Source organism: Paenibacillus sp. J22P169, assembly GCF_059691995.1.
In genome coordinates this window covers 2,853,965-2,868,738 of sequence record NZ_JCAUAO010000001.1, presented here as the reverse complement: position 1 = coordinate 2,868,738, position 14,774 = coordinate 2,853,965, and the positions used below count along the sequence as shown (strand labels likewise).

Genomic DNA, 14,774 nt, shown 5'->3' with positions numbered 1-14,774 from the left:
TGTAGGACACCCTTTCGAATTCATGTGTTACCTTCACTTTACCAAGCGCAAGAGTGAATTCACATAGCGTGAACGTGACCTTTTCTGTAGTTTGATTGAAAAAACCTCCGACAAGAAGCTGCCGGAGGTTTCGATGAAGCATGAATGAATATGACTTATTTTTTGGCACCTTTGATCGTCGTATCGGCGCGCGTTTTCATGGTTTCTATAGCTTTGTCGATCGGTTGAGCACCAAGCAGGTATTTTTCCATCTCATCTTTAAAAATGGCACGTAATTCTGTTGGTACAGGTACGTTGTAGGAAGTTGGGAATGTGTAATTGCCAGCTAGTAGTGCTTTCAAGGAGGCTTCGTCAATAAGATCTTTCGCATCACCAATCAGGATAGAGGCGATTTTAGCAGGATCTGCCTTTTTGCTAGTTGGGATACGTCCGCCTGGCACCATGGCCATATTACCTTCTTGTAAATACCATGAGATAAATTTGAAAGCCGCTTCTTTGTTTTTACTGTTTTTATTAATAGACATGTAGTCGCCCATACCGCCGCCTGGATTGATGTTGCTGCCAGCAGTGAATTGCGGATAAGGAGCGAAAGCAACTTTGAAATCATGCGGGAAGCTCTTAATATCCTTAATATAGCGGATGATGTAAATTTGGGAAGCCATCATGGCAGCTTTACCCGTCAGAAGCTCATTCTGCACGGTAATTTTCCCAGCAACAGCCTCGGAATATTTCATCATAATGCCCTTGTCTTCCAGGCTCTTCTGCATTTCCAACCCTTTCTTCATGGCTGGGCTGTTGAAATTGGAAGTGCCATCTGCAGCGATTACCCAGTCTTGAGGTTTGGCTGTTTGTAGAACCGTATCACCAAACCAACCCAAAGCTGGATCTAGCATTGTACCCTTCATTGCCCCTTTGTTAAGTTTGGTGGCCATTACACTGAAATCATCCCATGTCCAGGCGGTTGGGAGTTTCTCGCCGGCTGCATCTAAAGCTTTCATATTGAATAGCACGGCACCCAAGTTCTTATTAGCAGGTAGATAATAATATTTGCCGTCTGCGAATTTCTTGATATTAGCGGCTCCGATAATACCCTCAACGTCAAAGCCAGCTTTGGCGATCAGGTCGTCTAGTGGCTCAGCCATACCCGCAGCTTGTCGTTTCGTCATATAAGCATCGCCGTAGTTCATATAAAGATCAGGCGCATCCGTATTGGAGAGCAGGGCTGTTTCCAGCTTGAGGTTACCAGGATCATCATTCACATAGCGCGTATATTCAACCTTAATGTTAGGATTAGCTTTATTCCATGCATCAACCGCATCTTGCGGTCCGCTTTCTGGTGGTACACCACCCCAGAATTTAAGTGTAACTGGTTTCTGTTCAGGTGTGGGTGTAGGTGTAGCCGCTGCTGTAGTTGCAGCAGGCGCAACAGATGCAGCTGCAGAAGGTGAAGCTTCAGGTGCTTTGGAGCAGCCTGTTACGAGAACGCTTACAGCAAGTGCGATTGATGCTCCCATGCCTAGTACTTTTTTCATTTGTTCATCCCCTTTTCTTTTGGTAGTTAAATCGTAATGCAAATGATCCCAAAAAGACACGGAGTATTCTTTACGAAGTAAGCATTATTCTATGATGTTCGATGACCGAATACGAGCTTTCGAAATTCGGTAGGGTACATCCCTTCCATTTGCTTGAAGCTGCGGCTGAAATGATTCGGGTCGGCATACCCGATGAGCTCGGAAATTTCAAATATTTTATAATCAGGATTCTTGAGCAGCTCGCGGGCATTTTTCATCCGAACATTCGTCATATAGTCAGTGATGGTTTTACCGGTTTCTTTCTTGAACAAGATACTCAAATAATTCTCGGTATAGCCAACCGTGCTGGCTAAATCAGCTACTTTGAGAGGTAAATTATACTTCTCCATAATCTGTTTGATCACCATTTGGATCTCAGGACGAAGCTTTTCTTTCCCATGTTCGCGCTTGTATGCCAAGAAGACGGGGAGCCATCCTATGAACCAGTTGGATAATGCTTGCAAGGTTTCGGCATTACGAATGACATGGTACGGATACTGCTGTTCGTGCAGCGTGACGGAGTATATGTCGCCGCCATCAGCCTTCAAGCAGCGTGCAAAAATATGAAGCAGACGAAGCCATTGCTCTCGCAATAGGGCGGGAGGGATATTCTTATTGCGGCAAAGGTCCTCCGTCCAAGCGGTGATTTTCTCACGCAAGCTGATTTCGTCACCTTCTTCAATATGTTTCATCCATTCTTCTTCCTGCCATGGCTCAGATAGCGTGGGAAGCGATACATCTAAGTGATCATAGTAAATGATGCAGGAGCCCCCGTAGTAGAATCGGTAACTTAAGGCATGATCTGCTTTTTCGTAGGCATGATGCAGCGCAAATTTGTCCTCGTAGGAGGGAGACACACCGATGGCCAGTGATATTTTCAGGAAAGCTTGTACAGCGCTCTGCATTTCTAACAACATATTTGGGTTGATTTGGCTTGAAATCACACAAAACTTGCCAGCTGTAATTTCAACTAATTCTCCATTCCCATACTTCTTCAGAATTTCATTGAGGACATTTTTAACAGTATAGGTCAATAGACGATCGCTTTGGAATCTGTTATTCTGCGTTAATTCCTCATAGGCTTCGATTTGGATCACTGCTGCGGATAGGGGGGCTGCGAATAACTCAAGCTGGAATTCTCGCCAGACCTGTTCGATTTCCCCACGGGAAACGTGAGCGAGGAGGAGCTCGCGCAACCGTTTTTCTTTCACCTCATTGCTATATTGATTCACCTTCTGCTCAAGCTGGGTTCTCGCGTTCTGGCCTTGCTTTTCGATAAGCAGTTGATCCCGGATGGCACGCAGCTTCTCCATCAGCTCGGAGGGATTGATTTCTAATTTCGTTACGTATTCGATTGCACCTAGCCTTAGGGCTTGCTGCACATAGTTGAAGTCGTGATGATTGGATAAAATGAGACATTTGATCGCTGGCCAACGTTCACGAATCTGTTTCAGCAATTCAAGTCCATCCATCTCTGGCATACGGATATCCGTGAGCACGACGTCACAAGCCTGCGCCTCTAACAGTTTCAGCGCTTCCAATCCATTGGCAGCTTCACCTATGACGAGGAACTCCTCGTTATCTCTTGGAATGATCGTTTTTAAGCCAATGCGTACAAGGATTTCATCATCAACGATCAGTATTCTCAGCATCTGTATTCCTCCTTTTCAAAGGCAGCACTAGTAGTAGTCGGACGCCTTCTCCCTCCACGCTTGAGATCTGCATGCCATACTGCATGCCAAAGTGGAGCTTGATTCGTTCGTTGACATTGCGTATACCGATGCCACTGAACTTTGCGTGAGGCTGATTCAGGGAAGATTCGACCTGCTCAATCATTTCCATACTCATCCCAACGCCGTTATCTTGCATCACAATGTGTAGATTCCCACCCATTTCTTCCGCTTGAAGATCGATGAGAAGCGGGAACCGATTGCCATGAATGATGCTGTTCTCAACGGCAGGCTGCAGTGTGAATTTTAACACTTCGCAGTCGAGCAGAGCTTCAGGAATGCGATAAGTAAACGTGATCTGATCATGATAGCGTATTTCCTGGAGAGATAAGTACACTTGCAGATAGTCCAATTCTTCTTGTAACGTGACGAATTCTTGTTCATTTCGCATGGTGAAATTAAGCAGCTTACCAAGCTTGGTAATCATTTCACTGATATGATCAGCCCCAGAGAGCAGCGCCATCCATTTGATTGAGTTGAGTGTATTGAGCAAAAAATGCGGATTAATTTGAGCTTGCAGCGCTTGGAACTGCGCTTTCTGCTTGCGCCGCTGTTCATCGTATAAATCGGAGATGAGATCTTGCAGATGCAGCACCATGCGATTGAAGTAATTGCCAAGCATGGCAATCTCGTCTTCCCCTTTTATCGTAACCAGCGTATTGAATTCCCCTTTACCCACCTTTGTCATCGACTTCGCCAATTGCTTGAACGGACTCGTCACACGAAGCATGAGAACGATGAAAGCTATAGCAAATAGGAGAAACCAAGCGACAACCCAGGTGATCGATTTGTCTTTCTCTCGACTAAGCTGTGTAGCGAAATCCTTCTGATTCATGAATTGAATTAGCCGCCATCCGAGTTGTGGAACGTGAGCGTCATTCATAAAATAGACATGGTCATTGACCTTCACTTCTTGAATGCCATTTACGTTGGTACGCACGTTCTGAAGGGCATGACTAGCTAATAAATCTGCAGCCTCACGATCGCCGATTAACAGCTTTTGGTCTTGATCGACGAGAACAGTGGTGATGCCTGAAGCTTGCTGCTTGCGAAGCTCGGTATTCGGATAGAAGAAGACTGAGATCGGCACGCTGATGAAAAAAACACCATAATTACTCGTGTATTCACCATTAATTTGTCTCGTCATAACAATCAGATCTTGACTATTGTTGGGTGAAGGAAGTGAGTAGGGAACCGTCCAGTAGGGAAAGCCATTTCGCTTGAGAGTGGGCTCGTACCAGCTTTCCTTATAGAAGGATTGGACATTCGTTGGTGTGACGGCTGACCATGTCGTATGGGTATATCCTCTATTGTCAAATAGGCCAAGCTGAGTAGTGCTGTCGAGCAGAAGATCCTTAACGTTGGACATTTTTTTTTGCAGGCTCGTGAGCTTAATGAAGGAGAGGTAGTTATTAGACCAATCTGCAGGTTCTTTCAAAAATTTTTCTGTTTCTGGGTCGTTGATAATTAGACTTGAAGCAGTGATCATACGTACGGCCATATCGTTCATAGCAGTTGCTTTTTGAGTTACGGCCGCTTGATTGGATTGGTTGAGCTGAATTTGCACGATATCTTCAGAAGATTTATAGAATCGGTAGAGAATGATAACGACGGGGAGAATAATCAAGAAAAATAAAGAAATTAGAATTTTTCCACGTAATGTCTTTATTGGACTACGCAGTAGCTTCATGGAGGTCACACCATGCCCTTATCTACTAGGATTAGGAATCTCTTCTATCATACAACGATGCATCTTTTCCTGCTAGAGAGAGTGGCGACATGTGAAGTATTTCAAAGAATATGCCGTATAAAACAAAGAATATGCATGGTATTCGTTAGGTGAATGGATGGGGGGAGAAGGGTATAAAAAAAGAGGGGCGAGATTCTCCCTCACCGCCTCTATAGTAATCATTGATTCGCTGCATTCGGATCCATCCAGAACAATTCCCATTGGTGTCCGTCAAGATCTTGAAAGCTGTGTTGATACATGAAACCGTGATCATTAGGGTCACTATAAAGCGTACCTCCAGCAGCTACGGCCTTTTCGATGAGTTCGTTCACTTCTTCTCGGCTATTGAAGCTTAAAGCAACGATTACTTCTGTCGTTTTTGTTGCATCGGTTACTTCTTTTTTGGTAAAAGTTTGGAAGAATTTCTCGACCAATAGCATGACGTAAATGTGCTCACTGATCACCATACAAGTTCCATTTTCATTTGTAAATTGGGGGTTGAACGTGAACCCCATAGAGGTGAAGAAAGCGACAGACTTGTCCAAATCTTTAACTGGTAAATTCACAAAAATTTTATCCGATTGAACCGCCGCCACGATAGGATCACCTCAATAAGTTATTTGTACGCTACTATCATAATGGATAGCAAATTAGTGCGTCAAATGTGCGCCGAGAAGCTCAGCGCGAGTAAGTACGCGAAGTATGATGAGGTAAGGCCCATAGCATGCGAAAAGCCGAACGACAGCAGGTGTCGTTCGGCTTTTATTTCTGAATGATTATCCTTCGTAAGCTTGCTTGAGTGCCGCAATATCAATCTTTTGCATGCCTAGCATTGCGTTCATCACGCGTGCCGCTTTCACGGGATCCTTGTCGTAAAGCAATTCCCCCAATGTGGTTGGAATGATCTGCCACGACACACCAAATTTATCTTGTACCCAACCACAGCGCTGCGGTTCTCCGCCTTCAGACAGCTTCTCCCAGAGGGTGTCTACCTCACCCTGTGACTCGCAGTTCACGAATAAGGAGAGGGCAGGCGTGAATTTGAAATGAGGACCGCCATTTAAAACCATAAACCGCTGCCCATTGAGCAAAAACGTACCTGAGATGACTCTGTCGCCAGGACCAGAACGATTAATACTTTCAATTTGGGAATCGCTGAATATCGACGTGTAGAAGTTCATTGCTTCTTCGGCATTGCCGTCAAACCATAAAAATGGCGAGATTTTTTGCATGTCAGCAGCTCCTTCATTTTTTTAACCATTGTATCACAAATGTCGATGAATCCTTTACCTTCATCCTTCAAACACAGGTGCCGCGAGCACAACGGCAATCATAAACACAACTTGTAGTACAATCCGAACCCCCAAGCGCGGAACTGGCCTGCCGCCAATCGTCAACTGCTGAGCAGCGGCATAGATGTTAGCGGGGAACATAGCGATAAGCATGAGCGATAAACCAATGGAAGCAATTAGTGAAGTTGCAGGAATCACAATTCCGATCGCACCCATAATTTCTAAGTATCCTGTTATCGATACGATCCGGTTAGGTCTTGGCAAAGCAGGGGGGACCATTCGGATTAAATCCTGGCGTTTCGTGCCCCAGTGAGCTGAGGCTGTGAGCAGAAACATGACAGCGACAGCGCCTTGCAACGCGGAGTGCCAATCATTGAAATAGGTCCATCCGAGGAAACCAACACTACGTAACAGTAAAAATGATGAAACAAGTGCAATAAAAGGTGCCATGCTATACCTCCTTGATTTTATGAAGATTGTGCTTTCAAAATCGTGGACATAAATGTGGATACCTCAGTTGAGATCTGCGCGGTTGTCGAGGCAAAAGATGAGCGGACCCGTAACCCTAGAGATAGAAGAACGAACATTTCAGCTGTCTGGTCCGGATCAACGGTTTCAATAATTACACCATGTAGCTGGCCAAGAGTGATCCACTTCTTAGCAAATGACACAGACCGCTCATAGAAATGTTGAAGCACTTCCGCAACAGTGGGATCATCTTCCTTGCCAAGCAAGTACTTGAGTACTTTGTTTGTGATCTCGTTGGGATCTTCTAGGGCAGCAAGATTATTGCTGATGCTTCGCATCGGTCCATCAAAGGTTTTGGCTGCTTGTTCCGTCTCATGTATGAATCTCGCATTGGTCTCTTCGAGCCGTTCATGCAGCACCCAAGCATAAATTTCGTCTTTGCTTTTCACATAATGAAAGATGGCTCCTTTCGAGAGGGACGATTGGTCCATGATATCCTTCATGGTGATGGCGTGGCAGCCTTTTTCCTGCAGCAGTATCTTCGTTGCCTCAAGTAGTTTGCGTGTGGTAATTTCTCTGCGTTCCTCATTCTTCATGTGGCTATTCCTCCGTAAATGGGAAATTATCCTTTATGTAATTATATAAACAGACCGTCGGTTTGTAAATAGGGAAAATGAACAACGCTACAAGCGTCATACTCGTAGAATCGTCATTTCGCTAAACATGCCGTTCAGCATTGTCATTCATCCATTCATGCCAACTTGACCGCTTTGGATATTAGCTCGATATTGCCCAGGCGTTACACCCGTCCATTTCTTAAAAGCGTTTTGGAATGCACTAGGCTCCGAAAAATGCAGCGCGTAAGCAATTTCCCCAACGGAGAACTCCCATTTTCGAAGATAACCCATGGCTAATTCTTTGCGTACCTGGGCGGATAGATCATTGTAGGAGGCATTCTCTAGTTTCAATTTATGTTGCAGTGTTCGTGAGCTTATATGGAAGTAGTCCGCGGTCTGCTGCAAGGTAGGAAAATAGGAGGGCATGCAAGTGCGAATCCACTGCATGACTTGGTCTGTAAACCGGCTTGTGTACGTGAGTTCTTGTCTAGTTGCTTGCGCAACGCCCTCAAATATGCTCAACAGCTTAGCGTCGGAATAGAGAACAGGGCAATCCAGGATATGCTTGCTGAATTGTAAGTAATTGCTAGAGGCTGCAAAACGGGGGATCCCCCCGAATACAGTCTGGTAAGGGGTTAAATCAGCAGTTGCTGCATGCGCAAACGCTACCTCGTGCAAAGGGATAGGCCGATTAGTCAGTCTGCAGATCAATCGGTATAAGGAGCTTGCCATATCTTCCATACAATGACGGGACTGCTTATCTTGTTCAAGGGATTCTAGAAACATGGTAATGCGTACATTGTCGCCTTGAATGTCCCAGCCCAAATTAAATCCACTACAAAGAATGACATTATATCGCTGATAAGCGGTTAGCGCATCGATGACCGATCGGGAGTGCATCATGACATAACCGAGGATGCCCATATCGACGAATTCCATGATTTGTCCTTGATGCAAACCGAAATGCTCATCCTCTGTGAAGCTGGCAGCCGCATACGTTAATCGCTGTAATTCCTCACCTGAGATCCGCTTCTCCACATCCAGCAGGAGATTAGCATCGAATGACGCATATTTACAAAATTGTTCGGTGTCATAGCCTTTATGCACAATGGTTTTCATAATGGGGTACACCATCGAGATGGCCACACCTTGATTGATCACGTTCATAATCCCTCCTTGCGCAAATAAGCAATTGCTTTGCGTACTTGATCATTCATTTCTCGTCGTTATCATTCTATGCTGATTATAGACGCAAACAAGGAGGAAATCATCTTGAAATCACATATTCTCGTTATTAACGGGCACCCTGATCCACACAGCTACTGTGCAGCTTTAACCAATGCTTATATTACAGGGGTCTCAGACAGCAACTCAAACAGCAACTCAAACAGCAACTTGGACATTCAACGGATTGATCTTCACGCATTAACGTTTGATCCGAATCTGCAGTTTGGTTATCGCAAGCGCACCGAGCTTGAGGAAGATTTGCTTCATGCGCAGGAGTTAATCCGCTGGGCAGATCATCTCGTCTTTGTTTATCCCACTTGGTGGGGGGCTATGCCGGCGATGATGAAGGGATTTATTGATCGTATCTTTTTACCTGGTTTCGCCTTCAAATATCGGGATAAATCTGCGCTGTGGGATAAGCTGCTAATAGGTAAATCTGCACATCTCATTGTAACAACCGATACCCCTGCCTGGTACAGTCGATGGATTAACAGGCATGCGGGATACCGCGTAATGAAGCATAACATTTTGCAATTCTGCGGAATTAACCCCGTGCGCATTACCGAGATCGGACCGGTCAAGCCATCTTCTGTTGAGAAGCGAGCCCAATGGTTGGAGAAAGTGAAGCAGCTTGGCGCAAAGTTGGCCTAGAGGTTTGGAAACGATGAGGAATAGCGTAACAAACACAAAAAGAGAGAGGTCCTAAAGAACCTCCCTCGTTAATCTCACCAACCTAACGATGTTCCACTAAATCAATTGCTCCAAGAATCACATGAGCAACTCCAAAGCCGAGCACGCCGACACCAAGAAGCTTATACTTGCTTTTTAGCATGGTAGCACCAGATGCAGAAACGACAGTTCCAAGAACAGCAGGAATCAATCCCTCGCGCATGAACATCACTCCTCCAGTTTGTTTGGTTAGGCAAGACAACGCTTAGTTTGCTTCAAACTTATTTTCATATGCAGCTGACGTTAAATTGGAAATGCGGATTTGTCGTTGACTACGAATTAGGGTGTATGGGGTGGGAGCTCGGCTAGCAGGGCTTTAAACCACTGTTTAGCAAAAGAATGTGAACGAATACCATAATCAAGCGTCTTGATTTGATAAGTAAGGATTTCTGCATAAGGGGCTGGAATTTGCACGTTCTGAAGCCCCTCATCCATGTGGAGGAGTTCATTCTCAACCTTTTCAATTTGCGCAATGATTTGGTCTAGTATGGCTCGTTTATCTTCAATGGACTCAACTAGCCCCAAGAAGAATACTTTAGCTAGGGCAGTGGATTCTAATCTGCTTGTTGGTATTTCTGAGCCCATCCAAGTGTAGAAAGTCTCTTTTCCTTTATCGGAAATCACATAAACTTTTTTATTCCGTCCCCGATCCACATGCTCCTCATAGCTAATATCACCTTGTAGAAGCAATTTCTTTAATGCCGTTTGCAGGCTTCCGTAGCTGGCGCTATAGAACAAGGCAATTCCTTGTTGAAATGCTTTGTTGAGCTCATAAACCGTTTGATTCTTCAAAATTAATAAACCGAGAATGACAAATTCCATGTTGCGACTCTCCTTATTGGTGTTGACGTACTACTTGTCCTTACACTACGATGAGATATATTACTAATAGTAGCATTGGATGTTCGTGAACACAATGAGTCAGGGAGGATCCATATGGCGATGATTGTTCGAAAGTCATGGAGCAAGGAAAGAGCTTCCAAGCATCTCGATGCGTACTTCACGAAATCACTTAAGAGCAGCCGCTATCAAACAGGATTACAAGTATGGATTGAAAGTAGTAGATTTACATATCGCTATGCCGCAGGGAGAATAACAGCCTATAAGGGCGCCTCTATCTTACCCAATCAGCCCTTTCATACGGCAAGTATTGGGAAAGTTTTTACTGCTGTATTAATCATGATGCTCGTTGAGCGTGGTAGTCTCTCGCTAGAAGATCCGATTTGCAACTATTTAACACTGTTGGAGTTGGAAAATCTCTTCGTGTATCGAGATGTTGACTATGCCAGTGAAGTGACCATCAAACAGCTCTTGGGTCACACTTCTGGTTTGGCTGATTACTTTGAAGACCCTGTCGTCCGCAAGCCCACGTTCATGCAACGAATCATTGCCAATCCCAATGAAATGTGGACGCCGGATACGTTGATAGATTTTACGAGGAACAATCAATTCAACCTGGGACCGCCTGAATCGCGTTATCATTACTCGGATACAGGGTATATCCTGCTTGGGCGGATTATTGAGCGTGTCACAGGCCTATCCTTTAGCGAGAACTTGCATCTTGAGCTATTCACGCCCCTACAAATGCACGATTCGTACTTGATGCTTTATTCGCAGCCGAAACATACCCCAACCGAACCGATTCAGGACATTTGGTTGAACAAGGTTGAAATCAGCCGTTTTCCAAGCTTAAGCTGCGATTGGGCAGGTGGGGGCATCGTGACGACTCCCCAAGATCTCCTGCGTTTTCAGAAAGCACTCCATCATGGAACATGTATTAATGAAGCATCGTTACAGGCAATGACTACCTTCACGCACAAATTTCGAAGTGGTATTCATTATGGATTAGGTATGATGGAGCTTCATTTCGAGGGATTTTTCTTTCTGCTCAGAGGACTACCACGGCTCCAAGGGCACAGCGGGATACTGGGAACGCATATGTTCAGCCATCCTGAATCCGAAACGCATATCGTCATGAACTTCGGTTCAAGCACGTCGATTGTTCGAAGCTACAGGGCTTTGATTGAAGTCGTAGTTACGTTGAAAAGAATGCGAATCTTGGCGTAGCGATATTCACTAAGAACATGGGCTGGAGAGAGAGCAGAGGGTAAGGGGACCATTCATCGACTAGGTGAATATCATGGATCAACATACGAAAATGGAGGTCCACCAATGATTCCGATGTATCCGTACTACAGCCAAGAAACGAAATGCAAGCAGGTACCCATTACGTTTCCACCCCAGCATCAAGACCGACAGCCTGGGCTCGAATATGTAATGAACCCTATTCCCATATCCGACAACCCCGAATACAAGGGAAGCGGGAAAATGTCAGGCAAAGTTGCCATCATTACAGGTGGAGACAGTGGTATTGGCCGTGCAGTAGCGATTGGATTCGCCAAAGAGGGCGCAGATGTAGCTATTGTCTATTTGTACGAACGGGAAGACGCAGTCGCGACCAAGCAGATGGTGGAGCATTACGGTGGTCGTTGTTTGTTGATCGAAGGCGATCTCCGCCATCCGGATTTCTCTACTGAAATAGTCCGAAAAGCCTTGGAGTGTTATGGCAAAATCAACGTATTAGTATTAAATCAAGGTGTTCAATTCCCTCAGAAGAGCATCATGGACATCACGAACGAACAGCTGGAAGATACGTATCGAACCAATATTTTCCCTCACTTTTATTTGACGAAAGCAGCACTTCCTTATCTGCACCCCGGAAGCTCTATCATCAGTACGGCCTCTGTTACTGCCTATGCGGGAGCGCCACTATTGGTTGATTATTCATCAACGAAAGGAGCTGTCGTATCCTTTACGCGTTCTTTGTCCCTTCAACTAGTAGAGCGTGGAATTCGGGTAAACGCAGTGGCACCAGGTCCCATATGGACACCTTTAATCGTTTCCAGCTATTCAGCTGAATATGTGAAAACCTTTGGCTTAGAAACGCCTATGAAACGAGCTGGTCAGCCGTTCGAACTGGCTCCTACGTACATTTATTTAGCTTCAGACGACTCATCTTTCGTGACAGGTCAAGTTCTACATGTGAATGGAGGCATCATGACGGAGACCTAAGAATGTGAAAACCCACACGAAGCGTTGACTAAAACCCTCATGATCACATGGGGGTTTCTGAGTTGATTATTTGGATGCGATGGAGTCCTTCTACGAGAAAGGTGATATGCTGTCCGGAATGACCGCGGAAATCGATATTATCGACGAACGAACTCATGTTAAGTTTGGTAAAAAGTGGATACCGGTAATGCATAAGAACCGATCTGGACAAGAACAGAGCCTAGACGAGATTATCCGCGATATCATGAATCGGTGGATTGACCAGGACCAGTCTGGCCTTGGCAGCCTGCAAGGCAATCCCGAACTCGCCAAGCTACCTGAGGAAGAGAAGCGCAGTATTAAACATTTTGCTTTCTGCGGGAAGATTGAATTTAAAGATTTGAACTTTGATCGGCTATAATAGCTTTCATTACAGTTCAAGAATAGGAGGGAAGCCGTAACACTGGCTTCCCCCCATTGAATAAACCGTTAAACGATTTTCATTATTTTGCCATCCATGGTGCACAAATATAACTCTCCGCTTGCGTCCGTTCCGAAGGAAGTAATATTCAAGCCCGATTGTAGTAGGGTCTTGTTCGTGACTGTCCCATCACTGTTTTGAGACAATGCCCAAATGTTTCCTGTACCAAAATCCGCGTATATGTACCAACCTTCGAGCTCAGGCCTTTTTTTGCCCCTATAGACATATCCTCCGGTTATCGATACGCCTTGATCACGACCATAAGTAAACAGTGGTTGTTCTAAGCCTGTTTTATTGCAGCCAACCTTTGGTTCGTAGCATTCGAAACCCTCTTGAATACGCCAGCCATAATTTTTTCCTTTTTCCACGATATTAATTTCTTCGAATCTATTCTGTCCAACATCGGCTGCCCACAACTTCCCAGTAACGGTATCGAAACTGAATCGCCAAGGATTCCGCAGTCCATAAGCATAGATTTCCTTAGCTCCACTTTTGAGAAAAGGGTTGTCAGCGGGGATTGCATAGTGAAGCCCACTAGCTTGCTTGTCTACGTCAATACGAAGTATTTTACCGAGCAGTGACTGCAGATTTTGGCTATTGTTCTGGGGATCTCCGCTGCTTCCACCGTCTCCAGTTGCAATGTACAAATAGCCATCAGGCCCGAAAGCGAGCTGTCCGCCATTGTGATTCGGGAAAGGTTGCTTGAAAGTTAGCAGTACTTGCTCACTAGTAGGATCTAGAAGAGCTGGATTTTTTGGATCCGTTTTGTAGCGGGCAATTACCGTATGGGTCTCCGTTGTGTAATTCACGAAAGCCTGCGTTGGATCTTTCGGATGGAAAGCTAACCCAAGTAATCCTTGTTCATTCCCTTTGTCGTTGACACGATCAGTAATATCGAGGATAAGAGAGGGCTTTTCTTTCGGCTTATCGACAATTACGCTTTTGATCCTGCCTGGCTGCTCTACGATATACAAAAGTTCTGGTTTGCCAACGCGATGCTCAAGCCCTACGGGATGATCGAAGATCGTTGACTCAAAAATAGGTGCTAACGAGATGCTTTTCGTTGTTATACTGGAAGGCTCTGAATCTTTTGACCCCAAGCAAGCCGCAAGAATAATCAACAGGAGTAGGCATATTGTTGCCAGGCTGTATCGTCTTATCATATTCAACCTCCTAAATGTGGTCTTCATATGTCTGGGTTCAGTATGGAAAATTGTGTATGTCTAGCATTATACCAAATAAATAAGAAGAAGACCGCTATACAAAAAAACACGATCCCGAAGGATCGCGTAGATATGAACTTACCCCAAAAGATTGGACAGTTCGTCTGCATATAAGAGTACTACTGAAATAGCAATTACGAGATTCAATAAGGCCGGTATCATTTTTCCGATTGGATGTTTGACTCTGACATGCGAGAGGCACGCCAGCAGCATCATAATGACGATCAATATTCCGGTCCATGCGGCAATTCCTGGATACCAGTAGCCGAGGATAAGTCCTATACATCCAACAATTTGAACGTAGCCCGTAATGACGCGGAACCATTGAGGAAGCTTAATTGAGTCAAACAGATCGACTTGATGCTTGGCTCCTACAAGCTTGCTTACCCCAAAGAATGCCATGGAGAAAAGCAACCAGCTTTGAAGAATGATGGTTAGAATATACATGTGAGACCTCTTTCTTATTTATATTTTTATTATATGACACCAATTAGTGTCTTATTTAATAATATAACACCATTTGGTGTCCTGTAAAGTAATTATTGTGATGTATTTGTTGGAAAGGCTTATGGAGATTGCTCGAGGCGTACATGTAGCGGTCATAGAAAAAGAAAAAGCCATTAAACACACGCAAATCCTTGTGTTTAAAGGCTTCT

Annotated in this window: 16 protein-coding genes; 4 read left to right on the top strand and 12 right to left on the bottom strand. The window is 44.8% G+C overall.

Annotation, left to right across the window (positions count from 1 at the left end; all coding sequences use genetic code 11):
* Positions 1–155 precede the first annotated feature (155 nt).
* The 8 genes from AC58QG_RS13125 to AC58QG_RS13090 form a co-directional block, all read right to left on the bottom strand.
* Positions 156–1,532: an ABC transporter substrate-binding protein gene (locus tag AC58QG_RS13125; protein WP_497362463.1), complete on the bottom strand. Its 1,377-nt coding sequence runs from the start codon at positions 1,530–1,532 to the stop codon at positions 156–158.
* Positions 1,533–1,621: 89 nt separating this feature from the next.
* Positions 1,622–3,223, bottom strand: coding sequence for a response regulator (locus tag AC58QG_RS13120; protein ID WP_497362462.1), 1,602 nt, complete (start codon positions 3,221–3,223; stop codon positions 1,622–1,624).
* Entirely contained in the window at positions 3,201–4,991 is a 1,791-nt protein-coding gene (locus tag AC58QG_RS13115) for a sensor histidine kinase (protein WP_497362461.1), read from the bottom strand. The genes AC58QG_RS13120 and AC58QG_RS13115 overlap by 23 nt, the downstream gene beginning before the upstream one ends.
* Positions 4,992–5,209: 218 nt before the next feature.
* Positions 5,210–5,626 carry a VOC family protein gene (locus AC58QG_RS13110; protein WP_497362460.1) on the bottom strand — a complete coding sequence of 139 codons (417 nt, stop codon included), beginning with the start codon at positions 5,624–5,626 and terminating at the stop codon, positions 5,210–5,212.
* 180 nt (positions 5,627–5,806) lie between these two features.
* Positions 5,807–6,262 carry a VOC family protein gene (locus tag AC58QG_RS13105; RefSeq protein WP_497362459.1) on the bottom strand — a complete coding sequence of 152 codons (456 nt, stop codon included), beginning with the start codon at positions 6,260–6,262 and terminating at the stop codon, positions 5,807–5,809.
* Positions 6,263–6,322: 60 nt separating this feature from the next.
* Positions 6,323–6,772, bottom strand: a complete 450-nt coding sequence (locus tag AC58QG_RS13100) for a DoxX family protein (protein WP_497362458.1) — start codon at positions 6,770–6,772, stop codon at positions 6,323–6,325.
* Between the two features lie 17 nt (positions 6,773–6,789).
* Positions 6,790–7,386, bottom strand: a complete 597-nt coding sequence (locus AC58QG_RS13095; RefSeq protein WP_497362457.1) for a TetR/AcrR family transcriptional regulator — start codon at positions 7,384–7,386, stop codon at positions 6,790–6,792.
* A gap of 147 nt (positions 7,387–7,533) precedes the next feature.
* Positions 7,534–8,574, bottom strand: a complete 1,041-nt coding sequence (locus AC58QG_RS13090; protein ID WP_497362456.1) for an AraC family transcriptional regulator — start codon at positions 8,572–8,574, stop codon at positions 7,534–7,536.
* A 105-nt stretch (positions 8,575–8,679) separates the two neighbouring features.
* Between AC58QG_RS13090 and AC58QG_RS13085 the strand changes: the two genes are divergently transcribed.
* On the top strand, positions 8,680–9,285 hold the full coding sequence (locus tag AC58QG_RS13085) for an NAD(P)H-dependent oxidoreductase (protein WP_497362455.1): 606 nt from the start codon (positions 8,680–8,682) through the stop codon (positions 9,283–9,285).
* 82 nt (positions 9,286–9,367) lie between these two features.
* On the opposite strand, the gene AC58QG_RS13080 is transcribed toward AC58QG_RS13085, so the two are convergent.
* Together AC58QG_RS13080 and AC58QG_RS13075 are read right to left on the bottom strand one after the other, a co-directional pair.
* Entirely contained in the window at positions 9,368–9,526 is a 159-nt protein-coding gene (locus tag AC58QG_RS13080) for a hypothetical protein (RefSeq protein ID WP_056616564.1), read from the bottom strand.
* Between the two features lie 116 nt (positions 9,527–9,642).
* Positions 9,643–10,185, bottom strand: a complete 543-nt coding sequence (locus AC58QG_RS13075; protein WP_497362454.1) for a PadR family transcriptional regulator — start codon at positions 10,183–10,185, stop codon at positions 9,643–9,645.
* A gap of 114 nt (positions 10,186–10,299) precedes the next feature.
* Between AC58QG_RS13075 and AC58QG_RS13070 the strand changes: the two genes are divergently transcribed.
* The 3 genes from AC58QG_RS13070 to AC58QG_RS13060 all read left to right on the top strand — a co-directional run bounded on the left by AC58QG_RS13070 (position 10,300) and on the right by AC58QG_RS13060 (position 12,835).
* Positions 10,300–11,430 carry a serine hydrolase domain-containing protein gene (locus AC58QG_RS13070; RefSeq protein ID WP_497362453.1) on the top strand — a complete coding sequence of 377 codons (1,131 nt, stop codon included), beginning with the start codon at positions 10,300–10,302 and terminating at the stop codon, positions 11,428–11,430.
* 105 nt (positions 11,431–11,535) lie between these two features.
* Entirely contained in the window at positions 11,536–12,435 is a 900-nt protein-coding gene (locus tag AC58QG_RS13065; RefSeq protein ID WP_497362452.1) for an SDR family oxidoreductase, read from the top strand.
* 79 nt (positions 12,436–12,514) lie between these two features.
* Positions 12,515–12,835, top strand: a complete 321-nt coding sequence (locus AC58QG_RS13060) for a hypothetical protein (RefSeq protein ID WP_497362451.1) — start codon at positions 12,515–12,517, stop codon at positions 12,833–12,835.
* 68 nt (positions 12,836–12,903) lie between these two features.
* Here the strand turns inward: AC58QG_RS13060 and AC58QG_RS13055 are convergent, their stop codons facing one another.
* Positions 12,904–14,058, bottom strand: coding sequence for a PQQ-dependent sugar dehydrogenase (locus AC58QG_RS13055; protein WP_497362450.1), 1,155 nt, complete (start codon positions 14,056–14,058; stop codon positions 12,904–12,906).
* Between the two features lie 138 nt (positions 14,059–14,196).
* A complete protein-coding gene (locus AC58QG_RS13050; RefSeq protein WP_497362449.1) occupies positions 14,197–14,565 on the bottom strand; it encodes a DoxX family protein in 369 nt (122 codons plus the stop codon).
* Between the last annotated feature and the right edge of the window lie 209 nt (positions 14,566–14,774).